The organism is Nocardia huaxiensis (assembly GCF_013744875.1).
Lineage (GTDB): Bacteria > Actinomycetota > Actinomycetes > Mycobacteriales > Mycobacteriaceae > Nocardia > Nocardia huaxiensis.
Window position 1 is genome coordinate 4,480,702 of sequence record NZ_CP059399.1, and the last position, 15,945, is coordinate 4,496,646.

The 15,945-nt window shown below is 69.2% G+C and carries 10 protein-coding genes; 5 read left to right on the plus strand and 5 right to left on the minus strand.

Annotation, left to right across the window (positions count from 1 at the left end; all coding sequences use genetic code 11):
* Positions 1-26 precede the first annotated feature (26 nt).
* From H0264_RS20240 to H0264_RS20250, 3 genes are all read right to left on the minus strand, one after another.
* The gene (locus H0264_RS20240) at positions 27-1,454 is read right to left on the minus strand and encodes an NAD(P)/FAD-dependent oxidoreductase (protein ID WP_181578995.1); all 1,428 of its coding nucleotides are present in this window, start codon (positions 1,452-1,454) and stop codon (positions 27-29) included.
* Positions 1,455-1,643: 189 nt separating this feature from the next.
* Positions 1,644-2,516: a serine hydrolase gene (locus H0264_RS20245; protein ID WP_181585692.1), complete on the minus strand. Its 873-nt coding sequence runs from the start codon at positions 2,514-2,516 to the stop codon at positions 1,644-1,646.
* Between the two features lie 145 nt (positions 2,517-2,661).
* The gene (locus tag H0264_RS20250) at positions 2,662-2,868 is read right to left on the minus strand and encodes a hypothetical protein (protein WP_181578996.1); all 207 of its coding nucleotides are present in this window, start codon (positions 2,866-2,868) and stop codon (positions 2,662-2,664) included.
* Between the two features lie 173 nt (positions 2,869-3,041).
* Here H0264_RS20250 and recC point away from each other — a divergent pair, with 173 nt between their 5' ends.
* The 3 genes from recC to recD all read left to right on the plus strand — a co-directional run bounded on the left by recC (position 3,042) and on the right by recD (position 12,334).
* Positions 3,042-6,437: an exodeoxyribonuclease V subunit gamma gene (gene recC, locus H0264_RS20255; RefSeq protein ID WP_181585693.1), complete on the plus strand. Its 3,396-nt coding sequence runs from the start codon at positions 3,042-3,044 to the stop codon at positions 6,435-6,437.
* 43 nt (positions 6,438-6,480) lie between these two features.
* Positions 6,481-10,314, plus strand: a complete 3,834-nt coding sequence (locus H0264_RS20260; protein ID WP_244975886.1) for a UvrD-helicase domain-containing protein — start codon at positions 6,481-6,483, stop codon at positions 10,312-10,314.
* 112 nt (positions 10,315-10,426) lie between these two features.
* Positions 10,427-12,334: an exodeoxyribonuclease V subunit alpha gene (gene recD, locus H0264_RS20265; protein WP_181578997.1), complete on the plus strand. Its 1,908-nt coding sequence runs from the start codon at positions 10,427-10,429 to the stop codon at positions 12,332-12,334.
* Positions 12,335-12,338: 4 nt separating this feature from the next.
* On the opposite strand, the gene H0264_RS20270 is transcribed toward recD, so the two are convergent.
* The gene (locus H0264_RS20270) at positions 12,339-12,548 is read right to left on the minus strand and encodes a hypothetical protein (RefSeq protein ID WP_181578998.1); all 210 of its coding nucleotides are present in this window, start codon (positions 12,546-12,548) and stop codon (positions 12,339-12,341) included.
* 81 nt (positions 12,549-12,629) lie between these two features.
* On the opposite strand from H0264_RS20270, the gene H0264_RS20275 reads away from it, so the two are divergent.
* On the plus strand, positions 12,630-13,475 hold the full coding sequence (locus H0264_RS20275; RefSeq protein WP_181578999.1) for an alpha/beta fold hydrolase: 846 nt from the start codon (positions 12,630-12,632) through the stop codon (positions 13,473-13,475).
* A gap of 72 nt (positions 13,476-13,547) precedes the next feature.
* Positions 13,548-15,011: a flavin-containing monooxygenase gene (locus H0264_RS20280; protein WP_181579000.1), complete on the plus strand. Its 1,464-nt coding sequence runs from the start codon at positions 13,548-13,550 to the stop codon at positions 15,009-15,011.
* On the opposite strand, the gene hutC is transcribed toward H0264_RS20280, so the two are convergent.
* Entirely contained in the window at positions 15,001-15,747 is a 747-nt protein-coding gene (gene hutC / locus H0264_RS20285) for a histidine utilization repressor (protein WP_181579001.1), read from the minus strand. The genes H0264_RS20280 and hutC overlap by 11 nt on opposite strands.
* Positions 15,748-15,945 lie beyond the last annotated feature (198 nt).

Sequence of the window (15,945 nt, forward strand, 5' to 3'; positions counted from 1 at the left end):
GCGACAGGGGTGATCGTGTCGCGAAATCAGGCCGCGGGACCGGCTTTCGTGTTCGCCACGGATTTGCCGTTCCCCGAAGAGTTTTCGGTTCCGAGCTGTTTGGCGAGCTCGCGGGCGTCCTCCGGCGAATCCAGGGCTTCCAGCGCGAGCCGCGCGAACACCCACTGCTCGGTGGCGGCCATCTGCCCGCGGTGGCGGCCCAGGAAGGAGACCGCCCATTCGAGCACGGTGACGAACCGGCTGCGGAATCCGATCAGATACCACAGGTGCAGTCCCAGCCACGCCAGCCAGGCGATGAAGCCGCTGAACTCCAGCTTGCCGACCTGGCACACCGCGTTGAAGCGCGACACGGTGGCCATGGAGCCCTTGTCGAAGTACTTGAAAGGCTTACGCTCCGCGGGCTTTTCGCCCTTGAGCTCGGCCTTGATGGCCTTGGCCGCGTAGGTGCCGCCCTGAATCGCGCCCTGCGCCTGTCCCGGCACGCCCGGCACGGACATGAGGTCGCCGACCACGAACACGTTCGGGTGGCCCTTGATGGTGAGGTCCGGTTCGACGATCACGCGGCCCGCGCGATCGACCTCGGTGCCGTCGGACTTTTCGGCGAGCAGCTTGCCCAGCTCGCTGGCCTGCACACCGGCCGACCACACCTTGCACGCCGACTCGATGCGCCGCACGCCGTCGCCGTCCTTGATGGTGACCCCGCGCGCGTCCACATCGGTGACCAGCGCGTTGAGCTGGATCTCGACGCCCATCTTCTCGAGCCGCTTGTGCGCCTTCATGCCGAGCTTGGGGCCCATGGGCTTGAGCACGGCGTCCGCGCCCTCGACCAGGATGACGCGGGTGTCGCGCGGATCGATGTTGCGGAAGGATCCTTCCAGGGTGCGATCGGCGAGTTCGGCGATCTGCCCGGCCAATTCGACGCCGGTCGGGCCCGCGCCGACCACGACGAAGGTCATGAACCGGTCGCGCGTCTCCTGATCGGTGGCCAGTTCGGCCTCCTCGAACGACCCGAGGATGCGTGCGCGCAGTTCGAGCGCGTCGTCGATGGTCTTCATGCCGGGCGCGTAGGTGGCGAAGTGATCGTTGCCGAAGTAGGACTGCTGCGCGCCGGTCGCCACGATGAGGCTGTCGAACGCGGTGACGGTGTCCTGGTTCAGCAGCCGCGAGGTCACGGTGTTGTTCACCAGGTCCACATCGTGCACGTCGCCCATGATGACGCCGACGTTCTTCTGCTTGCGCAGCACGATGCGGGTGGCGGGCGCGATCTCGCCGACGGACAGAATGCCGGTCGCGACCTGGTACAGCAGCGGCTGGAACAGGTGCGTGGAGGTCTTGGAGATCAGCGTGATGTCGACGTCGGCCTTCCGCAGGTGCTTGCAAGCGAAGAGCCCACCGAACCCGGATCCGATAACCACCACCCGATGGCGCTGGTCAACCTGTGCGTCGGCGTTCATCTAAGTCCCTGCTCCTGCCCTACGGTGAAATTACGACACTTCACGCACAACCGTATCGCGGCGTGAGGTGCAACGACCAATCAGGACCAATCGGAAAACGGACCATCGCGACATCCCACTCGAAAATACAATATGGGCGGTCGCGCAGGGGGCAATGGCGCGCTTCCGATTGATCCGTCGTCGCCTGCCTCAGCGGCCGGCGAACAGGAGCTGGGCCACCTTGGTGGTGGTCTCCGCGCCGTCGGTGTATCCGCCCTGATCACCCTGATCGGTCATGATCGCGAGGGTGTAGCGCTCACCGGGCCCGGCGAAACCGACCGAGTTGACCACCCAGCCGCCCTGTTCGGCGGACCAGCCGTTCTTGAGACCGGGGCGCATGGCCGCGCCCGCGCCCCACACGCCCCAGTGCTGGTTGGCGTCGACCTGGCGCATGCGGTCGATGAGGTAGGCGCGGTCGTCGGGGTGCATGCGGGTGAGGACGTCGTCCATCAGGCGGTCCAGGTCCGCGGGGGTGCACTGCTGAAAACCCCAGTCGGGGAAGAGCTTGAACTGCTCGACGGCGGTGGTGGGCGGGAAGGGGACCAGCCCGGTCATGCCGTTGGAGCGGAAGGCGTTCTGGAAGGACATGCGGTCGATGCCGGCGTACTTGTTCCAGAGGATGTCGGCGGCATTGTCGTTCGAGGTTGCCAGCATGGATTCGAGCAGGGCGCGATCGCCGCCGTCGAGGGTGATGGCGCCGACGCGGGCGCGGTTCAGCAGATCCTCCGCGATCGCCAGTTTGATGGTGGAGGCGGTCCAGAACATGGTGTCGGCATTGGCATTCCGATAAACGCCGCCCGTAACCCGGTCGCGCACCACGTATCCCGTCACGCCGGGACGGGTGCGCAAATAGTTGTCCACGGCGGTGATGCGATTGGACATATCGCAGTCGAAGCCACCGGCGCAGGTCTGCGTGGCGACCGGCCACGCGCCCGCGGTGGGCACTATGAGGGGCGCGGCCGGAATCAGCGCGGCGGCGGCGAGAACGGAAGCGGAGGCGGCCACGCGGTTGCGCCGGGCCATCGGAGAACGCACGGTGCAAAACAATAGACACCACAATGCCCGGTTTGCACGTCTTGAGCTCCGCCGCTGCGTGTGCTAGCGAAATGTCGCTGGCACAAAGGTTTTCGAGACGCGGTCGGCGCGTCCGGCGGGACGGCTGCGGACTTCAGCGGAATGCCGCGCGTAGTTCCTCGATGCTGCGTCCATTGAGGCGATAGCAATGCTCGAACGCCTCGGTGTGGTGATCGCGTGCCCAGGACTGCAGCACGACGGTGCGGCCGTAGAACCGTGAGTTGATCAGCTCCCAGCGGTCGCCTACCCGTCGAACCGTGAACCCGGCTCTGGGAACCAGTGGAATCACCGATGCAGACATCGACCCGAACCAGCCTTTCCTCACCACGCGCGACTCCCCGAAAAGCACTGTCGCATACCACACTCGAATTTCGGAGTGACGCGCCCTAGCAAATCGAAGGCATGTGGCGGGTGCCACACGGCGAGCCGGACGGGCCGGTGTTTGCATGTCGTTCGCCGACTGTATAGACACACCTGGTGCACATTCATCGTGCCGAGCGTGCGGACACGCTCGCCGACGCGCTGGCCGAGCTGCTCGCCGAACCGCTCGGCGATCCGTTCACCCCGGAAGTGGTCGCGGTCCCGGCCAAGGGGATCGAGCGCTGGCTCGAGCAGCGGCTCGGCACCGTGCTCGGCAGCGGTGCGGTGGCCGACGGGATTTCGGCCAATATCGACTTCGCGGATCCGGCCGGGCTGGTCGCGGCGGTGCTGTCGGAGGCGACCGGCATGGTGCCCGAGGAGGATCCGTGGGCGCCGGAGCGGCTGGTGTGGACACTGCTGCCGGTGGTCGACGAGGTGCTGTCCGAGCCGTGGGCGGCGGTGGTGGCGCGCCATCTGGGACATGGGAATCCGGCCGGGTACCGGGTGGGGCGGCGGTATGCGACGGCGGCGCGGATCGCGGAACTGTTCGCCTCGTATGGGACGCAGCGGCCCGCGCTCATCACGGACTGGGCGGCCGGTATCGACAGTGATGGGGCCGGGAACCCGCTGCCCGAGGATCTGCTGTGGCAGCCGCAGCTGTGGCGGCGGCTGCGTGCTGCCGTGGGCGTGCCGAGTCCGGCCGAGCGGCTCGAATCCGCTTGTGCGCGACTGCGAGACGAGCCGGGCGTGGTGTCGCTGCCGGAGCGCATCTCACTGTTCGGCGTAACCCGATTGGCGACCGACCAGTTGGAAGTGCTGTCGGCGCTGTCCCACGGACGACAGGTCCACCTGTGGCTGGTGCACCCCAGCCCGGCCCTGTGGACCAAACTCGCCGACGCCGAGGTCATCCCCAATCCCGGTGTGCGCGTGCGGCATCCACTGCTCGCCGCGCTGGGACGGGACGTGCGCGAGCTGCAACAGCGCCTGTCGGCCTACGACCACATCGACACCTACCACCCGCAGCCTGCGGCCAGGACAGCTGCCGACAGCGGGCCGAGTGAAACGTCCGGCCGGGATTCGCGGCTTGCCGCGGTAGGCTCGCGCACCCTGCTGACGGAGTTGCAGGCGGCCATCCGGCAGGACCGATGGTCGTTGCTGCCGGATCCGGCGCTGGCGGACGGCAGTATCACCGTGCATTCGTGTCACGGGCCGGCGCGGCAGGTGGAGGTGCTGCGGGACGCGCTGCTCGGAATCTTCGGGGCGGACCCGACTTTGGAGCCGCGCGATGTGATCGTCATGTGCCCGGACGTGGAGAGTTATGCGCCGCTGGTGCGGGCGGCATTCGGCCAGTGGTCTCTCGATGGGGCCGAGCCGGGACATCCGGCGCACGGGCTGCGGGTGCGGCTGGCCGATCGGGCGCAGCGGGCGGTGAATCCGCTGCTGGGGGTGATCGGGACGCTGCTGGAGTTGGCGGACGGGCGGGTCACCGCCACCGAGGTGCTGGATCTCGCCGCGGCGGAACCGGTTCGGCTGCGATGCGGGTTCGACGACGACGACATCGAGCGGCTGCGGGAATGGGCGACCGAGACCGGGGCGCGCTGGGGGATCGGGCAGCGGCAGCGGCAGGCGTTCGGGCTCGGGGATTTCGCGCAGAACACGGTGAACGCCGCGGTGGACCGGATTCTGCTGGGGGTGGCCGCGGGCGAATCCAGTGAGGACTGGCTGGATTTGGTGCTGCCGCTCGACGATGTCGACAGCAATGACATCGATCTGGCCGGGCGGTTCGCGGAGTTCGTGGATCGGCTGGCGGTGTGCCTGCGGGATCTGCGCGGGTCCACGGTGGACGAACCGGCCGGGTCGGCGCGGCCCGCGGCGGAATGGGCGATGGTGCTGGGACGGGCGCTGGATCTGCTCACCGATGTCCCGCGCGGGCAGGCGTGGATGGGGGTGCAGGCACGGCGGGAGCTGAGTGCGGCGCTCGAGCACGCGGGACGGATTCCCTTGCGGCTCACCGATATCGGCGCACTGTTGAATTCCCGGCTGGCGGGGCGGCCGTCGCGGGCGAACTTCCGCACCGGGGAGCTGACCGTGTGCACCATGGTGCCCATGCGGTCGGTGCCGCACCGGGTGGTGGTGCTGCTCGGACTGGACGACGAGGTGTTCCCGCGCACCGGCGGCGTGGACGGCGACGATGTGCTGGCGCGGCACCGCTGCCCGGGGGACCGGGACCCGCGCAGTGAGGACCGGCAGCTGCTGCTGGACGCCATCACGGCGGCCGGGGAGCGACTTGTCTTGCTGCACACCGGATCCGATCCGGTCAGCGGTGCGCATCGCCCCCCTGCCATACCGCTGGCCGAGGTCCTCGACACCGTGCGGGCCCACGTCGGTGCGGACGCCATGGATCGGGTGATCACCCGGCATCCCCTGCAGCCCTTCGATAGTCGCAACTTCCAGGCGGACGCGCCCTTCAGCTTCGACACGGTGGCGCTGGCCGGTGCGCTGGCTGCCGCGCAGCCGCCCGCGCCGCGCGCGCCCTTCCTCGCCGGCGCCTTGCCCGGCTCCGAACGCACGGACGTCGAACTGGCCGACCTGGTGGCCTTCGCCGAACATCCGGTGCGCGCCTTCCTGTGGCAGCGCCTCGGCATTCGCGTGCCCGAGGAAGAGGAGGAGATCGCCGACCGCCTGCCCATCGAACTCGACGGGCTCACCAAATGGAATATGGGCGAGCGCATGCTGTCCGCGCGGCTCACCGGCGTCGATCCCGCGATCCTGCGTGCGGCCGAGTGGCGGCGCGGCACCCTGCCGCCCTTCGCGCTCGGCGCGGCCGTGCTCGACGAGGTGGAGTCCACCGTCGACCGCCTGGTCCGGGTGGCGCGACCGCTGCACGAAATCCCGTCCCGCACCATCGATATCGCCGTCGATCTGGGTGACGGCCGCCGCCTCACCGGCACCGTCCCCGACGTCCACGACGACGCGGTGCTGCGCACCACCTACTCCCGCCTGGCGGCCAAACACCGCATGGCCGCCTGGGTCCGGCTGCTCGCCCTCGCCGCCACCGGCGACCACCAGTCGTGGCGGGCCATCACCATCGGCCGGGGCAAAATGTCCCGCCCCGCCTGGCAATCCACCCTCACCGCCCCCAACGCGCCCCTGGCCCGCACCCTGCTGCGCGATCTGGTCCACCTGCGCGACGAGGGGCTCGCCGAACCCCTTCCCATCATCCCCGCCACCTCGGCCACCTACGCCGAGCGCCGCTGCCAGGGCTCGTCCCCCGAGGACGCCCTGCTGGCCGCCGAACAAGAATTCGACGGCGGCAAGGACGGTCCCGGCCGCTACGGCGAACACACCGACCGCTACCTGCGCTACATCCTCGGCCCCGCCCCGCGCTTCCACCTGCTCACCGAACGTATCGACCCCGCCACCCCCGACGCGGAACCCACCCGCTTCGGCACCCTGGCGCGCCGCCTCTGGAATCCGTTGCTCGCCAACGAGAATCAGGGACAGCCATGACAGCCCGTAACCTCCGGCCCGGCCCGGCTCTCGAAAGGCGCGGATGACCGACGAACTCTTCTCGCTCACCGACCCGGACCTCGAGCCCCGTCCCGCCGCCCGTTCCCGACGCCGTGGCGACACCTCCGGCGGTGAGCGCCGCCCCCGCCGTGACCCGGAACCTGCTGCCGCGGAAGACCTTTTCGGCGGCGCACCATCCGCGCCGGGCGACAGCACCGCGGCCGGCCCGGCCGAAACGAGCCAGAACCCCGGTGGCACAGGCGTGACGGCCGGATCGACCGCGGAGGCGGAGCTGTTCTCGCTGGACGCCGCGGTCACTGACGATGTGGCCGTGGGCGACGTCCCCGATCGGGCGGCGGCCGGTGCGATGACGCGCGAGTCGGTCTCGGGCACATTGTTCCCGGATGACGTATCCGGGGCGTCGCTCGCCCACGACCCGGTGGATGTGGAAGCAGGTCTGTGGGTGACGCCCGAGGATTCGGTGAGTATTGCCGCAGGTTCCGGGAATGCGCCCGGCGCACAGCATGTTTCCGATGCGGCCGAGGTGGCCGCGGGAGCGGCCGAGAACCGGTTCGAGTTGACCGGGCCGTTGCCGACCGGGACGACGGTGCTGGAAGCCAGTGCGGGGACCGGGAAGACGTATGCCATTGTCGGGCTGGCGGTGCGGTTCGTGGCCGAGGCGGGGGTGGACGTCTCGCAGTTGCTGCTGGTGACCTTCAGCCGGGCAGCCACGCAGGAGTTGCGCGAGCGCACCCGGGATCGGTTCGTGAGTGTGGCTGTGGCGCTGGGGGATCCGGAGCGGGCGCGGGCGCACACAGATGAGCTGGTGCGGCATCTGGCGCAGGCCAATCCGGCGGAGGTGGCGGCGCGACGGGAGCGGCTGCTGGCGGCGCTGTCGGATTTCGACGCTGGAACGATCGCGACCACCCACAGTTTCTGTCAGCGGATGCTGGATGAGCTGGGCTTGGCGGGGGAGCAGGAGCCGGGGGTCCGGCTCGTGGAGGGGATCGAGGATGTCGTGTCCACGGTCGCCGATGATCTGTATTTGAGCCGGTATGCCCGTACGACAGCGCCTTTCGCGCCCGCGGAGGCGCAACGACTGGCGTCGGCGGCGGTGGGGGATCGGCAGGCCGTGCTGGTGCCGGAGGCCGAGGGCGAGGACGATCCGGCGGCGGAGCGGGTGGCCTTCGCGGCGGCCGCGCGGGTGGAAACGCAACGGCGGAAACGGCTTTCGGGGCTGCGGGACTTCGATGATCTGCTGGTGCTGCTGCACGAGGTGCTCGCCGATCCGGAGCACGGGCAGCGGGCGTGCCAGCGCATCCGGGATCGGTTCCGGGTGGCGCTGGTGGACGAGTTCCAGGACACCGATCCGCTGCAGTGGGACATTCTGCGGCGGGCCTTCCACGGGCACGCCACCCTGGTGCTGGTGGGCGACCCCAAGCAGGCGATCTACGCCTTCCGGGGCGCGGAGGTGCTGAGCTATCTGGACGCGGTCGCGCACGCCGGCAGTCGTCGTGAGCTCACCACCAATCGGCGCAGTGATGCCGGATTGCTGGCGGCGCTCGAGCACCTGCAGGGTGGTGCGGCGCTGGGGCACAAGGAGATCACCGTGCACCGGGTGGCCCCCACGCGGTCTTTCACCCGGCTTTCCGGTCCGGCCGAGCAGATTGTCCCGTTGCGGCTCAGGTGTTTTCCGCGCACGGGAGCCGGGGCGCTGAATCGCTCCGGCTATCCGACGGTGGGGCGGCAGCGGGAGCGGATCGCGGTGGATGTGGTCGCCGATATCGTGCGGCTGCTGGAATCCGGGACGCGCATCGACGCCGGGACCGAGCACGAAAGGCCGATCGGGCCGGGCGATATCGCGGTGCTGGTGCGCAACCACAAGCAGCTCGACCTGGTGCGCCGGGAACTGGAGCGGGCCGGGGTGGCGGCCGTACTCACCAGCGGGGCCAGCGTTTTCAGCACCCCGGCCGCCGGAGAATGGCTGTGGGTGCTGCACGCCCTGGAACAGCCGCACCGCGCCGACCGGGTGCGGCTGGCGGCCGGGACGACCCTGCTCGGGCTGTCCGCCGACGAGATCGATTCCGGCGGAGCCGATCTGGTGGGACGGCTCAGTGCCGAACTGCGTGATGCCGGACGGCTGTTCGCCCGTGCGGGTTTCGCGGCCGTGTTCGAGAAGATGAGCGCCGCAACCCGATTGGCGCCCCGGCTGCTGGCCCTCGAAGGCGGTGAACGCCGGCTCACCGACCTGCGGCAGATCGCGCAGCTGCTCGACGAGGCCGCGCTGCGCGAGGGCCTCGGCCTGACCGCGCTCACCCGCTGGCTGGCCGACCACGTGCGCGACCCCGCCGCGGGCAGTGTCGCCAATCGCAGCCGCCGCCTGGACCGGGATGCCGCGGCCGTGCAGCTGGCCACCGTGCATGCCAGCAAGGGTCTCGAATTCCCGGTCGTCTATCTGCCTTTCGCCTGGGACGCCGCCAAACTGCGCAACCCGCCGACGCTGCTGTTCCACGACGAGCAGGGCCGCCGCGTGCTGGATGTGGGCGGGCCGGAGGCCATCGGCTACAACAACCGCAAGGTGCGGGCCGAGGCCGAGGAGGCAGCCGAGGAGCTGCGCCTGCTGTATGTCGCGCTGACCCGCGCCGGTGCGCAGGTGGTGGCCTGGTGGGCGCCCGCCTTCGACACCCAGACCTCTCCGCTGCATCGCATGCTGCTGGGGCGCGAGCCGGGCAGCCCCGCGGTGGCAGACAAGGCGCCGGTGCCCTCGGATCCCGTTGTGCTGGAGCGTTTCACGGAGTGGGCGGCTACCGCCGAACCGGGCGTGATCGCCATCGAACCGGTGCGCGCCGCCACCCCCGCCCGCCTGCGCCGCGACGCCACCAGCACCGCCACCGCCGACCTGCGCGCCGCCCACTTCGACCGCACCCTGGACCAGGATTGGCGGCGCACCTCCTACTCGGCGCTCACCGCCGGCGCACACGACGCCCCACCCTCCGGTGATCAGCCCGACGGCCGCGGGATCGCCGACGAACCGGCCGCACCCGCCGAAATCGTCGCCGAGGCGGACGCTTTCGCGGGGGCCGCACCGTCGCTGATGAACGAGCTGCCCTACGGCGCGGAATTCGGCACCCTGGTGCACGAGGTCCTCGAATACGTCGACACCGATGCCGCCGACCTGGCGAGCGAAATCCGCGCCCGCTGCGAGCACGCCGTGGCCGAGCAGATGTTCGACGCCGACCCCGACATCCTCGCGGGCTCCCTGCTGGCCGTCATGCACACTCCGATCGGAATCGGTTGCCTGGCGGACATTCCCACCCGCGACCGGCTCAGCGAACTCGACTTCGAACTCCCCCTCGCGGGCGGTGACACCCCCACCGCCACCCGCGTGACGGTCCCGCAGATCGCCGTCCTGCTGCGCCGCCACCTGCCCGCCGACGACATCCTCGCCCCCTACGCCGATCAGCTCGCGCACCTCGACGACACCCCGCTGCGCGGCTTCCTCACCGGCAGTATCGACGCCGTACTCCGCACGGCGGGACCGCGTTTCGTCGTCGTCGACTACAAGACCAACCGTCTCGGCACCGGCGACCTGACCGTCGCCCACTACACGCGCGACCACATGGCCGCCGAGATGATGCGCTCCCACTATCCGCTGCAGGCCATCCTGTATTCCGTTGCCCTGCACCGTTACCTGCGCTGGCGTCTGCCCGGCTACGACCCGGCCGTCCACCTCGGCGGCATCAAGTACCTGTTCGTCCGCGGCATGGTCGGCCCCGAAACCCCCGACGGCTGCGGCGTATTCGACTGGCACCCGCCCGCCGCGCTGGTGGAGGATCTCTCGGCCCTGCTCGCCGGAGATACGGAGGTGATCCGATGACGGCGCGTGCTTGGGCGGCAACGCCGCGGCTCGGTGTGAGCGGAGCGACTTGCCCTCGCGGTGCCGATCATCTGCCCGGACACAGCTCGGGCGTCGGCGGCGAGGAGGCACAGTGACGTCGATTCAGTTGGCGCAGCGCGGGACCGGCGTCTTGCAGACCTTCAATGCGGCGGGCGTGCTGTCGGCGGCGGATCTGCATGTGGCGCTGCGGCTCGGGCGGCTCGGCGGCGAGCAGTCGGTGGCGGCGCTGTTCGCCACCGCGCTGGCCGTGCGCGCGGTGCGGTCCGGATCGGTGTGCCTGGAGTTGCGGCGCATGCACGAGATCGGTGTGGACGCCGAAGACGGTGAGAGCGCCATCGATCCGGCGACGCTGCCGTGGCCGGATGTGGACATGGTGATCGCGGCGCTGCGGGTGAGCCCGCTGGTGTGCGGCAGTCCGAGCGGACCGTTGCGGCCGCTGCGGCTCATCGATCCGCCCGCTGGGTCGGATTCGGGGCCGCTGCTGTACCTGGACCGGTATTACCGGCAGGAGCAGACGATCCGCGAGGTGCTGACCGCACGCGCCGCCACCCATCCCATGGTGGACGCGAAACTCATTCGGCGCGAACTGGATCGGCTGTTCCCCGACCAGTGCGCGCCGGACGGCGCCGGACCCGCGACCGCCGAGGAGCCCCTCGACCGGCAGCGCCTCGCCGCCGCCCTGGCCGCCACCCAGTGGACCACCGTGATCGCCGGCGGCCCGGGCACCGGCAAGACCCACACCATCGCCCGGGTGCTGGCGCTGCTGGTGGCCCATCAGGAAGCGATCCCGGGTGCGCCCGCACTGCGTATCGCCCTGGCCGCCCCCACTGGCAAAGCCGCTGCGCGCCTTCAGGAATCGGTGCGCGAACAGGCGGGCGATATCGGTCTGCCCGAACTCACCGCCGCCACCCTGCACCGGCTGCTCGGCTGGCAGCGCGGCGGTGCGGGCCGCTTCCGCCACAATGAGTTCAATCGCCTGCCCTATGACGTGATCGTGGTCGACGAGACCTCCATGGTGTCGCTGACCATGATGAGCCGTCTGCTGCCCGCCGTCCGCCCCGACGCCCGCCTGGTCCTGGTCGGCGACCCCGACCAGCTGGCCTCCGTGGACGCGGGCGCGGTCCTCGCCGACCTGGTCGCGGGACCCGTTCCGGGCAGGGCGAATCCGGTCCTCGACACTATTCTCGGCGGCGAATTGCAGTCCGCCGCAATCCATCCGGGTGGCCTCTCGGCGCGTGAGCGGGATCGCCTCACCGGCGGCATCGTCCGCCTGACCCGCGGCCGCCGCTTCGGTGGCCGCATCGCCGACCTGGCGGTGGCGGTTCGCAACGGCGACGCCGACACCGCCGTCGAGCTGCTGCGCGCGGGCGGAACCGAACTCTCCCTGCATGATCCGGACGATGTGGACGACGTCCGCGCGAACGTCTTGCGCGCCGCCCGCGCCGCCACCGATGCCGCCCTCGCGGGCGCGGCCACCGAGGCCCTGACCGCTCTCGAATCGCACCGCCTGCTCTGCGCCCATCGGCAAGGGCCCTATGGCGTGGAACGCTGGGACCGCCTGGCCGCCGGCTGGGTCCACTCCGCCGGCATCAGCTCCGATCCGGGCCCCGGCCACTGGTACCCGGGCCAGCCGCTGCTGGTCACCGCCAACGACCACGAGGCCCGCATCTACAACGGCGACACCGGCGTCATCGTCAAATCCCCCGACGGCACCCTGCGCGCCGCCCTGCAGCGCGGCACCGACCCCTATCTCGTCCACCCCACCCAATTCCCCGGCGTCACCACGGTCTACGCCATGACCATCCACCGCAGTCAGGGCAGCCAGTACGACACCGTCTCGGTGGTGCTGCCCGGCCCCGAATCCACCCTGCTCACCCGGGAACTCCTCTACACCGCCATCACCCGAGCCCGTGCACACGTCCGCATCCTCGGCACGGAGGAGGCCATTCGCTCCGGCATAGCCCGCCGGGTCCTTCGAGCCAGCGGGCTGCGCACCTGATCGGTTAGGTATTGCGGCAGGGCGCACTGGCCGAAATCGTCTGCAGCGTGCAGACAATCCCGTTGAGCGCCCCCGAGGACCCGGTTTCGGGTACCAGACCCGCGACGGGATCGGCGCCGGGCTGTAGTTCCAGCGGTACGGCCAGGGCGGGGGCGGCGCCCAGACCGACGGTGATGACAGCAGCGGCACAAGCTTTCAGAACAAGAGATTTCATGCTGTGAACCGTACATGTTTCAGATAAAATCTGAACGGCTTCCGGCGCGCCGGAAGCGCGGAGTCCGTAGCCTGGATTGTCATGGGGTCGGAATCCGATGCCGAATTCCTCGGCGACACAGTCATTTCCGCGGACGGAACCCGGATCGCCTATGCGACGGCCGGCAGTGGGCCGGGGGTGATCGTGGTGCCGGGGGTGCTCTCGGTGGCCAGTGGGTTCGCGCGGTTCGCGCAAGCGCTCGGGCAGGGGTTCACCGTGCACCTCATGGAACGGCGCGGTCGGGGGCAGAGCGGGCCGCAGGGGACGGGCTACAGCATCGCCAAGGATTGCGAAGACCTGCGGGCGCTGCAGGACAAGACCGGGGCGGCCATGATCGTCGGGCACAGCTACGGCGGGCTGATCGCGCTCGAATCCGCCCGCGGCAATCCGGGTATCACGCGGCTGGCACTCTACGAGCCCGGTGTTTCCATCGCCGGGTCGGTGCCCTCGGGGTGGATGCCCGCCTACGAGAAATACCTGGAGCAGGGCAAACCCTTCGACGCGTTCGTGGAATTCGTGCGCGATATGGGACCGGAGAACATGCGCAAGGTGCCGCGCTGGATGTTCCGGCGCATGATGCCGCTGTTCATGAAGGCGCCCGAGAAGGAGATGGTGGTCGGGCAGCTGGCCGAGAACCTGCGCGAGCATCGGGAGATCGTGCGATTGACCGACACCTATCCGAACTACCGCGAGGTCACCGCCGCGGTGCTGCTCATGGCCGGGGACAAGGACGTGCAGCAGCGCACCGCACCCGATCATCGGCGGCTGGCCGAGGTGATACCGGTGTGTGAGCTGCGCACCGTGCCCGGCCTCGATCACTTCGGCATCGACAAGGGCGCACCCGAGCGGGTGGCCGGTATCGTCGGCGAATTCTTCTCGCATCGGTAGGGTTTCCCGCCCCTGCGGTGACTGCGCGGTGGATACGCTGGGAGCACTACCGGCGAGTCGAAGGGGATTTCGATGAGCAGCACGCCCGAGCACGTCGATGTGCTCATTGTGGGGGCCGGACTGTCGGGGGTGGGGGCGGCCTACCACCTGCAGCAGGCGTTCCCGTGGCGGACCTACACGATTCTGGAGATGCGCGACGCCATCGGCGGGACGTGGGATCTGTTCCGGTATCCGGGGATTCGATCCGACTCCGATATGTTCACCCTCGGATACCGGTTCCGGCCGTGGCTGGGGGACAAGGCCATCGCCGACGGGGACTCGATTCTCGCCTACGTGCGGGAGACGGCCGCCGACAACGGGATCGACAAGCACATTCGCTACCGGCACAAGGTGGTGCGGGCGGAATGGTCATCGGCGGACAATCGGTGGACGGTGACCGCGGACCACGACGGGGAACCGGTGACCATCACCGCGAGCTTCCTGTTCAGCTGCTCGGGGTACTACCGCTACGACGCCGGGTACACGCCGGATTTTCCAGGGACGGAACGCTTTTCCGGTCCCATCGTGCACCCGCAGCACTGGCCCGAACAGCTCGAGGTGGCCGGTAAGCAGGTGGTGATCGTCGGTTCCGGGGCCACCGCGGTGACACTCGGACCGGCGCTGGCCGAACAGGGTGCGCAGGTGACCATGCTGCAACGCTCACCGTCCTACATCATCTCCATGCCCGCCCGGGACGCCGTCGCCGACCGTTTGCGCAAGATACTGCCCGCGCGTGCCGCCTACACCCTCGCGCGCGCCAAGAATGTCGCGCTCAGCACCGCCATGTATCAGATCTCGCAACGCTATCCGAAGCGCATGCGCGCCTGGATTCGCGGCTTGCAGCAGCGGTGGCTGCCGCCGGGCTACGACATCGACACGCATTTCAATCCGACCTACAACCCGTGGGATCAACGACTGTGCCTGGTGCCCAACAATGATCTGTTCCGCGCCATCCGGCACGGCACGCTGGAGATCGTCACCGACCGGATCGACACCTTCACCGAATCCGGGCTGCACCTGGCATCCGGGCGGGATCTCGACGCCGACATCATCATCACCGCGACGGGTTTGAACCTCGCGGTGTTCGGCAACGTGGAGATCGTCGTCGACGGCAGCAAGATCGACATGCCGAAGGCCATGGCCTACAAGGCGATGATGCTGTCCGACGTCCCCAACTTCGCGTTCATCATCGGCTACACCAATGCCTCCTGGACGCTGAAGGCGGATCTGGTGTGCGAGTACGTGGTCCGGCTGCTGCGCCACATGGATTCGCACGGTTATGTGAAGGCCACGCCGGTGCGCGACGAATCCGTCGGCACCGCACCGTTCCTCAACTTCGAGCCCGGATACGTGTTGCGCGCCTTGGACATCCTGCCCAAGCAGGGCGACCGCGCCCCCTGGAAACTGCACATGAACTACCTGCGCGATCTGCCGAAACTGCGCTACGGCAAGGTGACCGACCCGGCCATGCGCTTCGAACGCGCCGTCAACGGCTGAACATACCCTCGAGGCGATTGCGCGAGCCCGGATGCACCAGCCGGGCCGCGCTCACCAAACCGTCCTCGGACCAGGTGCGACGGCGAATGAGCAGGCACGGTTCGGCGCGATCGATGCGCAGTAGCCGGCATTCCTCGGCGCTGCCCAGCACCGCCTCCACCACGTGCTCGCCGCGCACCAGCGGCGCCACCCGGCTCAGATAGTCGTTGGGGGTCGTGGTGGTGAAGTCCTGCGCCAGATAGTCCGGCGCGGCACCGGGATTCACATACCGGTCCTCGACCTGGATCGGCACATCGTCCTCGAAGTGCACCAGCACCGAGTGGAAAGCCTTGCCGCCGAACGACTCCCGCAGGAACGCCTGATCGGCGGCAATGGCCTCCTGTCGCACCAGCACCACCTCGGTGCGATGCCGGTGCCCGCGCTGCTGGATCTCGTCGGCGATATTGCGCACCTCGAACAGCGGTGAGGACTTCTTCGTGCCGGCCACGAAGGTGCCCACGCCCATCATGCGCACGATCGCGCCCTCGGCGGCCAGCTCGCGCAGCGCGCGGTTGATGGTCATACGGGAAAGCCCCAGTGCCGCCACGAACTGATGTTCCGAGGGCAGCTGATCGCCCTCGGCCCAGCGGCCCGTGCGGATCTGCGTGGTCACCAGATTCTTGACCCGCTCGTAGGCCGGCCGCGAATCCGCCCCGCCGAACAGTGCGGCGAGTTCCGCCTCGTCGACCGTCGCCATCTCCGTTGAACCCCGCTCCTCGCCCACGCCGCTACCGGACATGCAGCCTACCGGCCCGAATGCCGCGGCCTTGACAGTTGTATAGACAGGACTATACAACTGAGGCGGAATGAGAGCCAGCACACAGTGACCGCCCGGATGCCACGCACATCACCGGGCCCGGTGCCGGACATCAGGGACGACTTCGAGGACAAGGCG